Consider the following 14072-nt stretch of genomic DNA (forward strand, 5'->3'; position numbering starts at 1 on the left):
TGGAACACGGCGATCCAGCCGGTTCCGGGCGGTGAAACGCGAGGGCTAGCGTCAGGGCCGTGAGCAAAGTCTTCCTGTCGATCCACGTGCTGGCGGCGATCCTCGCCGTCGGGCCCGTGGCCGTGGCCGCCAGTATGTTCCCCGCCGCGCTGAAGCGGGGTGATCGCTCGACGTTGGCGTTGCTGCACCGCATTAGCCGCGTGTATGCGTGGGTGTCGATCGCCGTGCCGGTGTTCGGCTTCGCCGTCGCCGGGACGATGAAGGTGACGGGCCAGACGTGGGTGCTCGTCTCGATCGCGCTGACGGCGGTGGCCGCGGTGGTGCTGCTGGTGTTCGTGCTGCCGGGCCAGCGGGCCGCGCTGGCTGGGCCCGCGGGCGACGGTGCGGTGCCGGCCGAGTCTTCCGTGTCGGCCGGGTCCTCTGTGGCGACCGCGCTGGACACCCGCGTCGCCGGCCGGCTGGGCATGACGACGGGGGTGTTCAACCTGCTGTGGGCCGTGGTCACGGTGCTGATGATCGTGCGCCCTGGTTCGTCTACCGGAGTGTGAGGCTCGCCAGCAACGAGGCGAGCTCGGCGGAGTGAATGAGTGGCCCGACGTGGGACGCTTCGATCGAGTGGACGTCGAACGAGTTGTCGGGTGTGCGTGCGTCGGCCTCCTTGATGAAGGTGTCCTGCAGGGCCACCGGCATGCTTTCGTCGCGGGTGAAGCGCACGTAGGTGTGCGGCACCCGGCCCCAGGTGGCGGCGTCGATGACGTCGTCGCCGCCGTCCAGGCTCTCGTCCGGATCCATGCCGGCCAGGAACGACAGCAGCTCGGCGTCGGTGCCGTCTGCCAGAATCGCCCGCTTCAACGCGGCGAGCTGCGTCGGGTCGGCGGTGCGCCAGTTCATGCGCAGCACGCCGAGCTGCTCCGGATCACCGACCCTGACGGTGGCCGCTTCGAGGAGTGCCGTCGGCACGTGGGCCGGGTCTTGCAGGTAGTGGGCGGGGCCGCCGGTCACGCAGCACCACGCCGTCAGGTACACCGTGCGCGCCAGCAGGTCCGGCACGGCGTTCGCGACGCTCGTGACCGCCATCCCGCCTCGGCTGTGCCCCACGAGGACCACCGGTCCGTGCTCGCGCGCCCGCCGGACCACGTCTGTCAGCGCCGCCACCACCTCGGCGTGGGTCACGCCCGCCAGCGGCGACGGTTCGGTGGCGAACGTCGCCAGGTCCTGCGCCTGGTACGCCGCCGAGAACCCCGCCGTGCCGTGGCCGGGCAGGTCGACCGCGAGCGAGCGGTGGCCGAGCAACGCGAGCTCGCGCTGTAGTGAGGTGAAGCAGCGACCGGGGGCGTTCGAACCGTGGACGAGGACGAAGGTGGGTGCCATACCGGCGATCCTGCCCGAATCGGTCAGCCGGCCGCCGTGCTTTTTGTGCTGTCCGCGGCGGCCTCAGGCTGTGGCGATGCTCCCTCCACCGTCGACGCGCAAGATCTGGCCGGTGACGAACCCCGCGTCCTCGGAAAGCAGGAAACAGATGGCGTGGGCGATCTCCGCCGGACGCCCGAGCCGGCCGACCGGCAGCTTCTCCAGGAACCGGGCTTCGGCTTCGGACCCGGCGGGGGTGCCGCGGCGGAACAGCTCGGTCTCCGTCGGCCCGGGCGCGACGGCGTTCACGGTGATGCCGCTGGCCCCGAGCTCCCCGGCCCAGATGGCGGTGGCGGTCTCGAGCGCCGCTTTCGAACCCGCGTAGGTGGTGCGGTTCGCGGTGCCCAGCGTGACCATGCTGGTGACGTTGACGATCCGGCCCCGCCCGGCGGCCAGCATCCCGGGCAGCACGGCCTGGGTCACCTGCACCGCGGTGCGGAAGTTCAGGTCGTAGGCGTGGGCGATGTCGTCGAGGTCGATCGACCCGAGCGGCGCCAGCTTGGCGAAGCCGACGTTGTTCACCACCGCGTCGACGGGACCTTCCGCGAGGACCTTCTCGAGCGTCGCCGCGGTGGCGTCGCGGTCGCCGAGGTCGACGGCGTGGAAGCTGCCGGGGAACTCGGCCGGCGCGGTGCGCGCCAGGCCGATCGGGTGGTGGCCCTCGGCGGCCAGCCGGTCGACGACCGTCCGGCCGATGCCCTTCGACGCCCCGGTGATCAGCACTCGCATGACTGGTGACTCCTCTTGTTTTGCTCGGTAACACCATGACGGTAATGTTCTGGATGAGCCGTGGGAAATGTCCTTCGCGTTATGGCAGCATGCCGCGGCGATCATGGCGGGAGGTCCTCGTGACGACGATGCAGCAGCTCAAGGTGCTCCTGGCCGTGGCCGACCACGGCGGCTTCACGGCCGCGGGCGAGCGCCTCGGCATGGCGCAGCCCGCGGTGAGCCGCTCGGTCGCCACGCTGGAGGCCGAGCTCGGCGCGCCGCTGCTCGTCCGCCAGCGCACGGGCGTCACCCTCACCGAAGCCGGCGAACGCGCCGTCCGGCGGGCGCGCGAGGCCGTGCGGCAGGTGGATCTGCTGCGTGCCGAGGTCGCCGAGGTGGCGGGCCAGATCACCGGGACACTGCGAATCGCCAGCCTGCCCACCGCCACGGGCACACGGCTGCCCGCCGAGCTGCGGGCGTTCACCGAGCGCCACCCGCTCGTCGCGGTGCGCCTGATCGAGGGCAGCGACCAGGAGGTGCGGGACTGGCTCGACCTGGGTGTCGCCGATGCCGCCGTGGTCACGCTGCCCGCCCCCGGCCTGCGGACGGTGCTGCTCGACAGCCACGAGATGTGCGCCGTGCTGCCCGCCGGCCATCGGCTGGCGGAGCGCGAGGCCGTGTCCTATGCGGACCTAGCCGAGGAGCCGTTCGTCCGCCCGACGGGCGGCTGCGCGCAGGTGTTCTCGGCGGCCGCCGAGCAGGCCGGGGTTCACCTGGAGGCGACGTTCGAGGCCCGCGAGATGTCGGCCGTGCTGGAGATGGTTCGGGCACGGCTGGGTGTGAGCATCCTGCCGTCGGTCGGCGTGCCGCGTCTCGACGGCACCGTGCTGCGGCCCTTGGTGCCGCGCACGCCGCGGACCGTCGCGGTGGCCGTGAGCGCGAGCGCGTCGCCGGCCGCGCGGGCGTTCCTGGAGCAGCTCGAGGACTCCGGGAGTTGATCCTGGTGTCCGTTGTGGATGGTCTTATCGGGAGCGCTCAGTGGTCGTCTGCCCGCGCTGCGCCCGGCTGGCCAAGCACGATCCGCGACGCCACGACGACGATCCCCAATGGCAACGCCACGAACTCGAGCATCAGCTCGCGGCACGCCGGTTTTGTTCGCGCCGGTAGGCTGATGCGGTGGCGAAGTACGTGATCGGGCCGGACGTGGCGATCCGGTTGGCCGAGGAACGGGCCGTGATCGGCGCGGAGCACCAGTTGCTCGCGCCGACGCTGATTCGCTCGCACGCGCTGTCGCTGCTGTACGTGCGCGTGCGCAATGGGGAACTGACCAAGAAGGACGCCGAACGCCACCTCGACTACGTGCGCGGGCTTCGGATCCGGCTGCTCGGCGACCGCGTGCTCCAGGCCACGGCGTGGAAGGTCGCGGATGAGCTCGACTGGGCCGACACATTCGTCGCCGAGTATGTCGCGTTGACGCGGCTGCACGGCGACGCGCTGGTGACGCTCGATGCGAAGCTGGCCAAGGAACTCGCGGGTTCGGTTCCCCTCGCACGCTTCACCGCGTTGAGCTGAAGCCGATTCCACAAGGCCTGTGCCGCCTGGATTTCCCGGCGGCACAGGCCTTTGTCGCGTCGGCGGTCAGGGGGTGTGGCCGTGCGCGCCGGCGCGGCCGGCTTTCCCGGAGTCGGGAGCGTTTCGCTGTCCCGGCACGATAATTCTCGAGCTCCGCCGGGAGCCCGGAATGGACTGGGCGGCCGTCCGCTTTTCCCCGGTGGCCGGTGATTGTCGAAGATGGCGGTATGTCACGACGTGAGCTCGTGGTGCTCGGGTCGGCGAGCCAGACGCCGACCCGGCACCGCAACCACAACGGGTACCTCCTGCGCTTCGACACCGACGGCGTTCTGTTCGACCCGGGGAGGGCACGCAGCGGCAGATGACCCACGCCGGCGTGGCCGGCGCGGAGCTCACGCGCATCTGCATCACCCACTTCCACGGCGACCACAGTCTCGGCCTCTCCGCCGTGCTGCAGCGGCTGTCGCTCGACGCCGTGCCGCGGCCCGTGCGCTGCCACTACCCGGCCTCCGGCCGGGCGTTTTTCGAGCGGCTGCGCTACTCCACCGGCTACCACGAGCGCGCCGAGGTCGTCCCGCGGCCGGTGCTCGCCGACGGCTGGACCGACGGCCCGATGTCCGCCCATGTCCTCGACCACCGCATCGACTGTTTCGGCTACCGCTACACCGAACCCGACGGCATCCGCATGCTCCCCGACCGCCTGGCCGCGGCCGGCGTCCGAGGTCCGGACATCAGCCGGCTGCGGCGGGAGGGTTCGCTGGCGATCGACGGCCGCACCGTTCACCTCGCAGACGTCAGCGAGCCGAAGCCCGGACAGGTCGTGGCGTTCGTTATGGACACGCCCCCGTGCGCGGGAGCCCTCGACTGCGCGCGCGACGCGGACCTGCTGGTCGCCGAGTCGACCTTCCGCGCCGCCGACGCCGACATCGCCACCCGTTACGGCCACCTCACCAGCACCGACGCCGGCCGCCTCGCCGCCGAGGCGGGCGTGCGCAAGCTCGTGCTGACCCACTTCTCGCAGCGCTACCCCTATCCGGAGGCCGACGCGTTCGGGGAGGAGGCGGCGCAGGTGTTCGACGGGGAGATCCACGTGGCGCGCGACTTCGACGTGATCCCGCTGCCCCGCCGGCGCTGACGTCCTGGCAGCGGCTGTGACCTGGGCCGTCGGCGTGTCGGTGCCCGGGGTGGGCGAGGCGCGCCGGCGGTCGTGCCAGACTTCCGGGCGATGTACACACCGTCCGATCTCGCCGATCTGCTCGAGTGCGAGCACCGGAGCGTCCTCACGCAGGCGCTGGCGGCGGGGCTGCCCGGCGCGCCGAGGCCCGGCTCAGGACCTGATCAGCTGGCCGTGAAGCACGGGCGCGCGCACGAGGAGGCGACGCTCGGGCGGCTGCGCGCCGAACGCAAGGTCGTGGAGATCGAGGAGCGGGACCCGGTCGTCGCCGCGAAGGCGACGGCCGAGGCGCTGCGCGCGGGCGCGCCCGTGGTCTACCAGGCCGTGTTCCACGACGACGAGTTCACCGGCCGCGCCGATTTCCTGCTGCGCGACGACGAAGGCCGCTACGAGGTCTACGACACCAAGCTCGCCCGGCACGCCAAGCCGTCCGCCGTGGTCCAGCTGACCGCGTACGCCGATGCGTTGCGCCGAGCCGGGTGGCCCGCTGGTCCGGACATGCACCTGCTGCTGGGCGACGGCACCACGCGCACGCTGCGCGTCGACGACTTCCTCCCGCTGCTCGCCCGCCTGCGCTCGCGGCTGCGCGCCCGCCCGGCCCGGCTGCCGGTGCAGCTGTGGGCCGATGAACGGCCGGCGTGCGGCGCGTGCCGCTTCGCGCAGCACTGCTCGACGGCGCGGGAGGCGGACCGCGACCTGTCGCTCGTCGCGGGCATGCGCGGAGACCAGCGGCGCAAGCTCGTGACGGCCGGGCTCGCCACGATCGACAAGCTCGCCGCCGCCGGTCCGGACGACCGGCCGCGCGACATGTCGGCGACGACCTACACCACGCTGCGCGCGCAGGCCGCGATCCAGGTGCGCCAGGACGAGACGGGCGAGCTCGCCTACGAGGTGATCGACCCCGCCGCCCTCGCCGAGCTGCCGCCGCCGAGCCCGGGCGACGTCTTCTTCGACATGGAAGGCGACCCGTACGCGCTCGCGGGCGCCGGCCTCGAGTACCTGTTCGGCGCGGTGACAGACGACGCCGAGGGCCAGCGGTTCACCCCGTTCTGGGCCCACTCCCGGGCACAGGAAAAGCGGGCGTTCGAGGAGTTCGTGGACTTCGCCACCGCGCGGCTGGCCGAACACCCCGGCGCGCACGTCTACCACTACGCGCCGTATGAGGTCACCGCCATCAAGCGCCTCGCCGCCGTGCACGGCACCCGGGAGGAAGTGGTGGACGAGCTGCTGCGGGGCGGCGCGCTCGTGGACCTGTACGCGGTGGTACGCAAGGCGTTGCGGGTCGGGCAGCGGTCGTACTCGATCAAGTACCTCGAGCCGCTCTACATGCCCGCCGCGCGCGAGGGCGACGTGAAGACGGCCGCGTCCAGCATCGAGGCGTACGAGGACTACCTCACGCTGACGGCCGCCGGCGAGCCGGAGCGGGCCGGCGAAGTGCTGCGCGGCATCGGTGAGTACAACGAGTACGACTGCGTGTCCACCTTGCGGTTGCTGGAGTTCCTGCACCGGGTGCGCGTGGACGAGGGCATCGAGCTCGTCGAGCCGGCGCCGGAGTCCGATGTGGACGCTCTGCTGCGGGAGACCGAGGAAGACGTCGCGGCGCAACGACGGGCGGAGCGCGCGGCCGCGCTGGCGGCGCTCGTCGATCCCCTGCTCGACGGCTTGCCCGACGACCCGGCGGAGTTCACCCCGGACGACCACGCCCGCGCGCTGCTCGCCGCGTCCGTGGGCTACCACCGGCGCGAGACGAACCCGGCGTGGTGGGAGTTCTTCCGGCAGCTCGCCGCTCCGCTCGGCGACCTGGAGATCGACACCACGTGCGCGGTGCCCGTTTCGGTGTCGGTCGGCGAGTGGGTGCCGCCGTCCGGCCGGCTGCGCACGGCGAAGCGGACGCTCATCGTGGCGTGCGACCCGGACCGGCCGCACCCGTTCGCGCCAGGCGACGACGTGCGCTTGCGTTACGGCGCCGACGCGCGCGACGCGAAGGTGGTGGCTTCCTCGGCCGTCGAGCTGACGCTGGAGGAGAGCAGCGCGCCCGACGCGACGTCGAACGACCGCCCGGCCGCGGTGCTGCCCGGCAGCCCGGTGCGGCCGTCGCCGAAGGACGAGGCCGTGGCGGATCTCGCGCGGCTCGTCGGCGAAACCCTGCCCGTGTTGCCGAAGCACCCTGGGGTGGACCTGCTGCGCCGCACGGCGCCGCGGCTGCGGAACGGCGGCGCGTTGCCTGCCGCGGGTGAGGATCTGGTCGCGACGGTGATCGAGGCCGTCGACGCGCTCGACGGTTCCGTGCTCGCGGTGCAGGGCCCGCCGGGCGCGGGGAAGACCTACCTGGCGGGCAAGCTGATCGCGCACCTCGTGCGTTCGGGCCGGACGGTCGGGGTCACGTCCAACAGCCACAAGGCCGTGGAGAACGTGCTTTCGGCTGCGCTGGGCAACGATCCTTCGCTGGCTTGCGCCAAGCGCGCGAAGCGGACGCCGGACCCCTCGGCGCCGTGGGAGCAGCCGAAGAACAACAACGCGCTGGTGCGCTGGCGGGAGGAACACGACACCGGGCACCTCGTGGGCGGCACGGCGTGGACGTTCGCGAACGCGGCCGTGCGCGCGGAGCCGTTCGACGTGCTCGTGATCGACGAGGCCGGCCAGTTCGCCCTGGCCGACGCGCTGGCCGTGTCGACGTGCGCGAAGAACGTGGTGCTGCTGGGTGATCCGCAGCAGCTGCCGCAGGTGGTGCAGGGCACGCACCCGGCGGGCGCGGAGGCGTCGGCGCTGGGGCATCTGATCGGCGACGCCGACATCATGCCGGCGCACCTGGGCTACTTCCTCGACCAGACGCGACGCATGCACCCGGCGGTGTGCGCGCCGGTGTCGCGGCTGTCGTACGCGGGGTTGCTGCACTCGCACCCGTCGGCGTCGCGGTCGGTCGACGGGGTCGCCTCGGGGCTGTACCTGGCGTCGGTGGAGCACCGCGGGAACACGACGCGTTCGGTGGAGGAGGCGGCCGAGGTCGTCTCGGTGATCTCGGCGCTGCACGAGCGCACGTGGGAGGGCCGTCCGCTGACGGACGCCGATTTCCTCGTGGTGGCGCCCTACAACCTGCAGGCCCGCGTCGTCACGCGCGCGCTGGCCGACGCCGGCTTCGGCGACGTCCGCGTGGGCACGGTCGACCGGTTCCAGGGCCAGGAGGCGCCGGTGGTGGTGACGACGATGACGTCGTCCTCGGCCGTCGACCTTCCGCGCGGGCTCGACTTCCTGCTGTCGCGCAACCGGCTGAACGTCGCGCTCTCGCGGGCTCAGTCGGTGGCGGTGCTGGTGTGTTCGCCGCACCTGCTGGAGGCCGACATCCGCACGGTCGAGCAGATGCGGCTGGTGTCGGGGATGCTCGGGCTGCTGCAGGACGCGCTGCCCTGGCCCGGCTCCGGATAAGGGCGTGCCCCCGGTCCCGTCGCGGCGGAGGGGGAGTTCGCGCGGACCGGGAGCGGGGGCACTGGTTCCCGCCTCGGGCGCCGCGCCGATGGGGGGATCGGCGGGAGCGGGCGGGAGTTTTCTCTTCGAGAGGCTTTGCGTCGGCACGGGGGGTCGCCTCTCGGCGAGTGGCACGACCCGGCGTCTTGCGACGACCCGGGAAGGCAAAAGGTGAGGCCCGGGGACACCCGCCGTACCGACACTCTGTACAACGCCTGCGCGGGCCCGGTGTTCCGGATTTCCCTTGTGACGCAGGTCGCTCAGGTGATTTTCATGATCCACGTTTCCATGATCCACTGTGGACGGTTGGATACTCCCGCTCCTGCCGCGGCAGTGGGTCCGGCGACAGGAGCAGGAGCACATGAGCCCGCCCCGCGCTGCCTCGGGGCAACTGCGGCGCAGCGGGGTGGGGTGGTCTGAGGGGCTTAAGGGTTCGAGGCCGGTGCGGGGGTCGCCTCTCGGCGGTTGGCGCGACCCGGCGTGTGTGCGACGGTCCGGGAAGGCAGTGGGTGGAGCCCGGGGACACCACCGCACCGGCAAAGGTTGTAACCAGTGGGGGTGCGGAGGTATTCCCGGCTCTCCGGATGATCCACAGTGGAGTGTGCTGAGGGTGCTCCCGCTCCCGACTTCGCCGGCTGGGGGCCCGGCGAGCGAGAGCAGGAGCACTGGCGCCCGCCCCGCGCCGCGTTGGGGGAGCGTGAGGCAGCGGGGCGGGTGGTCTTACGCCGGTACGGGGGTCGCCTCTCGGCGAGTGACGCGACCCGGGGCCGGCGAACCGGCTGTCCGGGAAGGTGAAGTGTGGAGCCCGGGGACCCCTCCGTACCGACAGTGGATACAACGGACCCGGCCGGCGAATGTTCCACGGCCCGCGAGTGACGTGGGTCGCGACCGTTCGGGTGAGGGCTCGGCTACGTGCCGAGTCGCCGGCGCCGCCACTCGCGTGGCAGTCGCCGGTCGGTCAGCTGCGCGTGCCGGTCGAGGAGGGGCGGGTGGATGCGGGAGTCGCGCCGGCAGAAGGGAAACGAACGCCGGCGGAAGTTCACCAGGTGGTGCAGCTGGGCGACTCCGGTCGGCGAAGGTTGCTTGGGTGCCACGCCGCCCGGGACCTTCGGTGTGCGATGTGGCCGCGGCGCAGTCGGCAGCAGGCGGGTGCGACATGAGTGGTCCGGACCGCGACCGGCGTGCGCTTCACGTCGCTCCCGCTGACGCGCGACCGCGTGTGGCAAGCGCTCTCCTCCCGGGGCGAGTGAGGGGTTGTTTTTGTGGCCCCCTGGGCGCGGAAGGGGGACTACCAGGGGGCCTGGCCCGCCGCCCGGTCGGGGGAATGTCGAGGCTGAGCGGGTTGTCGGTGACACTAGCGGTAGAAGTCGATCTTTGATCAGTCCACGAAACGGTGAATCGATCAGGCTGAACACTTACTCTTGGTGATCATTCGAGGTGAGGCGGTTTCAGACCCCCTCAAGCGTGCCGAACCAGGTCGAGAGGGCTTCCCTCAGGCCGGCCGGATCGGCGGGCGAATCGAGCGGCGCGGCCCACGCGACGTGGGCGTCGGGCCGGATGAGGAGGGCGTCGGCCGGGCGGAGGGGAGTCTTGGCGGTGTGCATCTCCACGCGCGGAGCCCAGGCTTGAGCGACCGACCGGAGTTCCGGGCGGTCCGCGAGATCGACGAACACCGGGCGGCCCGGACGCAGCAGCGACGCGAGGCTTGTCGGGATGTCGGAAGTGGCCAGGGGGAAGTCGCCGGCGAAGGTGCCGGCCAGCGGGTGGTCCGAGCCGGGCATCGGGTAGCGCAGGTCGGTGCCGCCGATGGCGGCGGCGAGGCGGCGCAACGGTTGCTCGTCGGTGAGCAGCTCCTGGAACAGGGTGCGGAGCGCGTCGGCGGCGAGGTCGTGGCCGCGGCGCAGGGCGGCCTGTGCGCTGGTCTGCAGGAGCGCGCGGGAGCCGGCGTAGTGGCGTTCGGCGTGGTAGCTGTCGAGCAGGCCCGGCGGTGCCCAACCGTGCACGGCCGCGGCGAGTTTCCACGCCAGGTTGACCGAGTCGAGCATCCCGAGGTTGAGCGACGCGCCTGAGGAAGCCAGCAGGTGCGCCGCGTCGCCGGCCAGGAAGACGCGTCCGAGGCGGTACCGGGGGACCTGCCGGCCCTGCCACTGGTAGCGCGACAGCCGCCGCACCTCGCCGAGGGTCAGCGAACCGCCGAGCACGCGGCGGACGCTCGCCTGGAACTCGGCCTCGCTCATCGGGCTGAGGTCGTCGTACTCGGTCGCTTCCTCCTCGATGGTGTTGATCAGCAGCATCTCCGCCCCGATCGCCCCGAACGCGAACACCCCGCCGTCGGTCCGCGTGAAACCCTGGCGCAGCAACCCCAGTCCGGGTACGTCGAGGTCGCCGTTGTCCAGTCGCTTCACCGAATCCGGCACCGTCGCCTCGACGAGCCGGTTCACCTCCGGGTAGGTCGTGCCCGGGAACGGCAGGCCCAGCACCTCGCGGACCCGGCTGCGGCCACCGTCGCAGCCCACGACATAGCGGGCCGTGAGCTGGTACGGCCCGTCGGGGCCACGCACGTCCACCGTCACCGCCGCGTCTTCGCGAAGGCCGACGACCTCGTGCCCCTCGCGTACTTCCGCCCCGAGCTCCGCCGCGTACTCGGCGAGCGTGCGTTCGAGCACCGGCTGTGGGATGGCCAGCGCGTGGTACGCCGGCTCGGCCAGGTGCGAGAGGTCCAGCTGCAGCCCGCCGAACGGCAACGACGGCGCCGCGTGCACCGGGGACGCGGCCGCTTCGAGCCGCTCCAGTACCCCGCGATAGCGCAGCAGCTCCACGACCTGGCCGCCGAGACCGTTGGCCCGCGGCACTTCCCGCCGTCGCGCCTGGCGTTCCAGCACCAGCGGCCGCACCCCGGCCAGGCGCAGCTCGGCGGCCAGGACCAGGCCGGCCGCGCCGGCGCCCACGATGATCACGTCGTGCATTTCGTACCCCGATTCGCTGACAGCCGCCGATTCTGCGGCATGACGGGGGTCTTGCGGCAAGCCCCGGGGTGCGCTATAGCTTGAGAGTGGGAGACGTCCAGTGTGGACGGATCCGCTCACGCCACCCGGACCTCGACACCGGCTTGGCGAAACCGGTCCAGTGCTTCCGAAGGCGCCTCGGCGTCGGTGACCAGCACGTCCACGTCCGCCATCCCGCACACGGTCGCCAAAGCGGTGCGCGAGAACTTGGCGCTCTCGGCAATCAGCACCGTGCGCCGCGAAGACCGCTTCGCAGCGCGCTTCACCGCGGCGTCCTGCAAGTCGTGGGCCGTCACCCCGTCGTCGGGCGACAGGCCGCAGCACGTGAGCACGAACGTGTCGAACCGCAGCGCGGCGAGCGCGGCCTCGGCGATCGGGCCGACCATCGAGCCCTCGCCGAAACGGGTGGTTCCGCCGGGCAGCAGCAGGTTCACCGACGAGCCGGCCGCCAGTACCGTCGCGCTCGGCAGCGCGAGCGGCATCACGGTCAGGCGCCGGCCGGCAAGGACGCGGGCGACCGCGAGCCCGCTCGTGCCGCTGTCGACGACCACGGCCTCGCCGTCGCGCACCAGGCCGCCCACCACGGCCGCGATCCGATCCTTCGCCGCCGCGGACTCCACCTCGCGCAGCGTGAACGGCAGCTCCTCGCCGCGCATCAGCAGGCTCACCGCGCCACCTCGCACGCGGCGCAGCGTGCCCTGCTCGGCCAGCGAGTCGAGGTCGCGCCGGATGGTCACCTCCGACGTGTCCAGCTCGCCGGCCAATTCGCCGACATCGACGCGGCCGTCGCGCCGGAGCCGCTCGAGGATGCGTTCGTGCCGCGGGTTGCCTCGCATGACTGCCGAACTTACCTCCCTTTCGTTCGAAAGGCCTGAGCGTCTGTGGTGACGAACATGTTCGTTACGATCTTGTTCGGAACGAACATGTTCGTTATCATGAAGTCATGACCGCACCACGCAGCCGCCGGGAACGTCCGGCCAAGCCGGCCCTGACCAGGGCCGGGATCATCACCGCCGCGCTTGCGATCCTGCGGGCCGAGGGTCTGTCCCGGCTGACGATGCGCCGGCTCGCGCATGAGCTCGACACCGGAGCGGCGTCGCTGTACGTCTACGTCCGCAACACCGTGGAGCTCCACGCGGCGGTGCTCGACGAGCTGCTCGCCGAAGTGGAGCCGGCTCCCGCGGCCGGGACGTGGGCGGAGCGGCTCGAAGCGGTGCTCGGCTCGTACACGGTGGTGCTGTTCCGCTATCCCGGGCTGGCGCAGTCGGCGCTCGTGGCTCGCCCTCGCGGGGACAACTACCTGCGGCTGGTGGACACGCTGCTCGCGTTGCTGGCCGAGGGCGAGGTGCCGGGCGAGCAGGCGGCGTGGGGCGTCGACCTCCTGCTCCAGCTGGCCACGGCGACCGCGGCCGAACACGCCGACGAGCGCCCCGAGGACCGCGACGAATGGCAGGCCCTGGCGGCCGTCATCCACGACGCGTCACCCGAGAAGTACCCACACCTGGCCGCGGCCGGGTCCGACTTGCTGTCCGGCGCGCCCGGGCAGCGGCTGTCCTGGGCGTTCCGCGCGCTGATCGCCGGAATCGCCGCGACCCCACGAACCTGAGGGAGAAAGACCATGAAGATCACCATCGTCGGAGCCGGCCTCGGCGGGCTGACCCTCGCGTCCGTGCTCCATCGCAACGGCGTCGAGGCCACCGTGCTGGACCTCGACGCGTCGGCCTCGGCCCGGGTACAGGGCGGAATGCTCGACATCCACGAGGAAACCGGTCAGGCCGCGCTGCGGGCGGCCGGCCTGTACGAAGAGTTCCTGCCGCTGATCCATCGCGGCGGGGAGGCCATGCGCGTGCTGGACCGGCACGCGGTGGTGCGAATGTCCGAAGAGGACGATGGCCGGGGCGCCCGGCCGGAGGTCGAGCGCGGCGCGTTGCGCGATCTGCTGCTCTCGTCGCTGCCGGAGGGAACCGTCCGGTGGGGCGCCAAGGTCGGTTCGGCCCGCTCGCTGGGCGATGGCCGGCACGAGGTGACGTTGGCGGACGGTTCGGCGCTGGAGACGGACGTGCTCGTCGGGGCCGACGGGGCCTGGTCCCGGATCCGGCCGCTCGTCTCGGCCGAGGTGCCCGCGTACACCGGGATTTCGTTCGTGGAGCTGGATTTGCTGGACGTCGCCGCCCGGCATCCGGAAAGTGCGGCACTCATCGGCGGGGGCATGTTCTTCGCGCTCGGGCCGGAGCGGGGCATCCTGGCGCACCGCGAGCCGGACGGCAGCGTGCACCTGTACGTCGCCCTGCAGGTTCCCGAAGGCTCGTTCGATCCGGGCGACCCGGCGGCGCTCGCGCGGGAATTCGCCGGCTGGGCCCCGGAACTGCGGGCGTTGATCGCGTCGGTGGACAGCGAGCCGGTCGCGCGGCCCATCCACGCGCTGCCGGTGGGCCACGAGTGGGAGCGCGTGCCCGGGGTGACCCTGATCGGCGACGCGGCGCACGTGATGTCGCCCTTCGCCGGTGAAGGCGCGAACCTCGCGATGATCGACGGTGCCGAGCTGGCCTTGGCCGTCGTCGAGTCAGGTGGTGACGTCGAGGCCGCCCTTGCCCGATACGAGAAGGCGATGTTCCCGCGTAGCGAGGAGGCCGCGCGGGGTTCGGCGGAGAACCTGGTGACGATGTTCGCCGCGGACACGCCCGACGGTCTGCTCGCGGTGTTCGAAGGCCACTGAAACGCCGTCGACCGGGACCGTGGAG

The 14072-nt window shown here is 72.1% G+C and carries 11 protein-coding genes and 1 pseudogene; 7 read left to right on the forward strand and 5 right to left on the reverse strand.

Features of this window, described 5'->3' with window-relative positions; translation table 11 throughout:
* Nucleotides 1-59: 59 nt before the first annotated feature.
* Nucleotides 60-548: a hypothetical protein gene (locus QRX50_RS18165; protein WP_285973120.1), complete on the forward strand. Its 489-nt coding sequence runs from the start codon at nucleotides 60-62 to the stop codon at nucleotides 546-548.
* On the opposite strand, the gene QRX50_RS18170 is transcribed toward QRX50_RS18165, so the two are convergent.
* Together QRX50_RS18170 and QRX50_RS18175 are read right to left on the reverse strand one after the other, a co-directional pair.
* The gene (locus QRX50_RS18170; protein ID WP_285973121.1) at nucleotides 535-1371 is read right to left on the reverse strand and encodes an alpha/beta hydrolase; all 837 of its coding nucleotides are present in this window, start codon (nucleotides 1369-1371) and stop codon (nucleotides 535-537) included. The two genes, QRX50_RS18165 and QRX50_RS18170, sit on opposite strands and share 14 nt — an antisense overlap.
* 63 nt (nucleotides 1372-1434) lie before the next feature.
* Nucleotides 1435-2139: an SDR family oxidoreductase gene (locus tag QRX50_RS18175; protein ID WP_285973122.1), complete on the reverse strand. Its 705-nt coding sequence runs from the start codon at nucleotides 2137-2139 to the stop codon at nucleotides 1435-1437.
* 128 nt (nucleotides 2140-2267) lie between these two features.
* On the opposite strand from QRX50_RS18175, the gene QRX50_RS18180 reads away from it, so the two are divergent.
* The 4 genes and pseudogenes from QRX50_RS18180 (at nucleotide 2268) to QRX50_RS18195 (ending at nucleotide 8287) form a co-directional block, all read left to right on the forward strand.
* Nucleotides 2268-3116, forward strand: coding sequence for a LysR family transcriptional regulator (locus tag QRX50_RS18180; RefSeq protein WP_285974495.1), 849 nt, complete (start codon nucleotides 2268-2270; stop codon nucleotides 3114-3116).
* 178 nt (nucleotides 3117-3294) lie between these two features.
* On the forward strand, nucleotides 3295-3690 hold the full coding sequence (locus tag QRX50_RS18185) for a type II toxin-antitoxin system VapC family toxin (protein ID WP_285973123.1): 396 nt from the start codon (nucleotides 3295-3297) through the stop codon (nucleotides 3688-3690).
* Nucleotides 3691-3917: 227 nt separating this feature from the next.
* Nucleotides 3918-4825, forward strand: a pseudogene (locus QRX50_RS18190) (ribonuclease Z).
* A gap of 90 nt (nucleotides 4826-4915) precedes the next feature.
* Nucleotides 4916-8287, forward strand: a complete 3372-nt coding sequence (locus QRX50_RS18195; protein WP_285973124.1) for a TM0106 family RecB-like putative nuclease — start codon at nucleotides 4916-4918, stop codon at nucleotides 8285-8287.
* A gap of 947 nt (nucleotides 8288-9234) precedes the next feature.
* Here QRX50_RS18195 and QRX50_RS18200 read toward each other — a convergent pair.
* The 3 genes from QRX50_RS18200 to QRX50_RS18210 form a co-directional block, all read right to left on the reverse strand.
* A complete protein-coding gene (locus QRX50_RS18200) occupies nucleotides 9235-9420 on the reverse strand; it encodes a hypothetical protein (protein WP_285973125.1) in 186 nt (61 codons plus the stop codon).
* A 354-nt stretch (nucleotides 9421-9774) separates the two neighbouring features.
* Nucleotides 9775-11292, reverse strand: coding sequence for an FAD-dependent monooxygenase (locus QRX50_RS18205; RefSeq protein ID WP_285973126.1), 1518 nt, complete (start codon nucleotides 11290-11292; stop codon nucleotides 9775-9777).
* A 116-nt stretch (nucleotides 11293-11408) separates the two neighbouring features.
* The gene (locus QRX50_RS18210) at nucleotides 11409-12167 is read right to left on the reverse strand and encodes a DeoR/GlpR family DNA-binding transcription regulator (protein ID WP_285973127.1); all 759 of its coding nucleotides are present in this window, start codon (nucleotides 12165-12167) and stop codon (nucleotides 11409-11411) included.
* A gap of 107 nt (nucleotides 12168-12274) precedes the next feature.
* On the opposite strand from QRX50_RS18210, the gene QRX50_RS18215 reads away from it, so the two are divergent.
* Both QRX50_RS18215 and QRX50_RS18220 read left to right on the forward strand, forming a co-directional pair.
* Nucleotides 12275-12937, forward strand: a complete 663-nt coding sequence (locus tag QRX50_RS18215) for a TetR/AcrR family transcriptional regulator (protein ID WP_285973128.1) — start codon at nucleotides 12275-12277, stop codon at nucleotides 12935-12937.
* Between the two features lie 12 nt (nucleotides 12938-12949).
* The gene (locus tag QRX50_RS18220) at nucleotides 12950-14047 is read left to right on the forward strand and encodes an FAD-dependent oxidoreductase (RefSeq protein ID WP_285973129.1); all 1098 of its coding nucleotides are present in this window, start codon (nucleotides 12950-12952) and stop codon (nucleotides 14045-14047) included.
* Nucleotides 14048-14072 lie beyond the last annotated feature (25 nt).

The sequence above is a fragment of the Amycolatopsis sp. 2-15 genome (genome assembly GCF_030285625.1).
Classification (GTDB): domain Bacteria; phylum Actinomycetota; class Actinomycetes; order Mycobacteriales; family Pseudonocardiaceae; genus Amycolatopsis; species Amycolatopsis carbonis.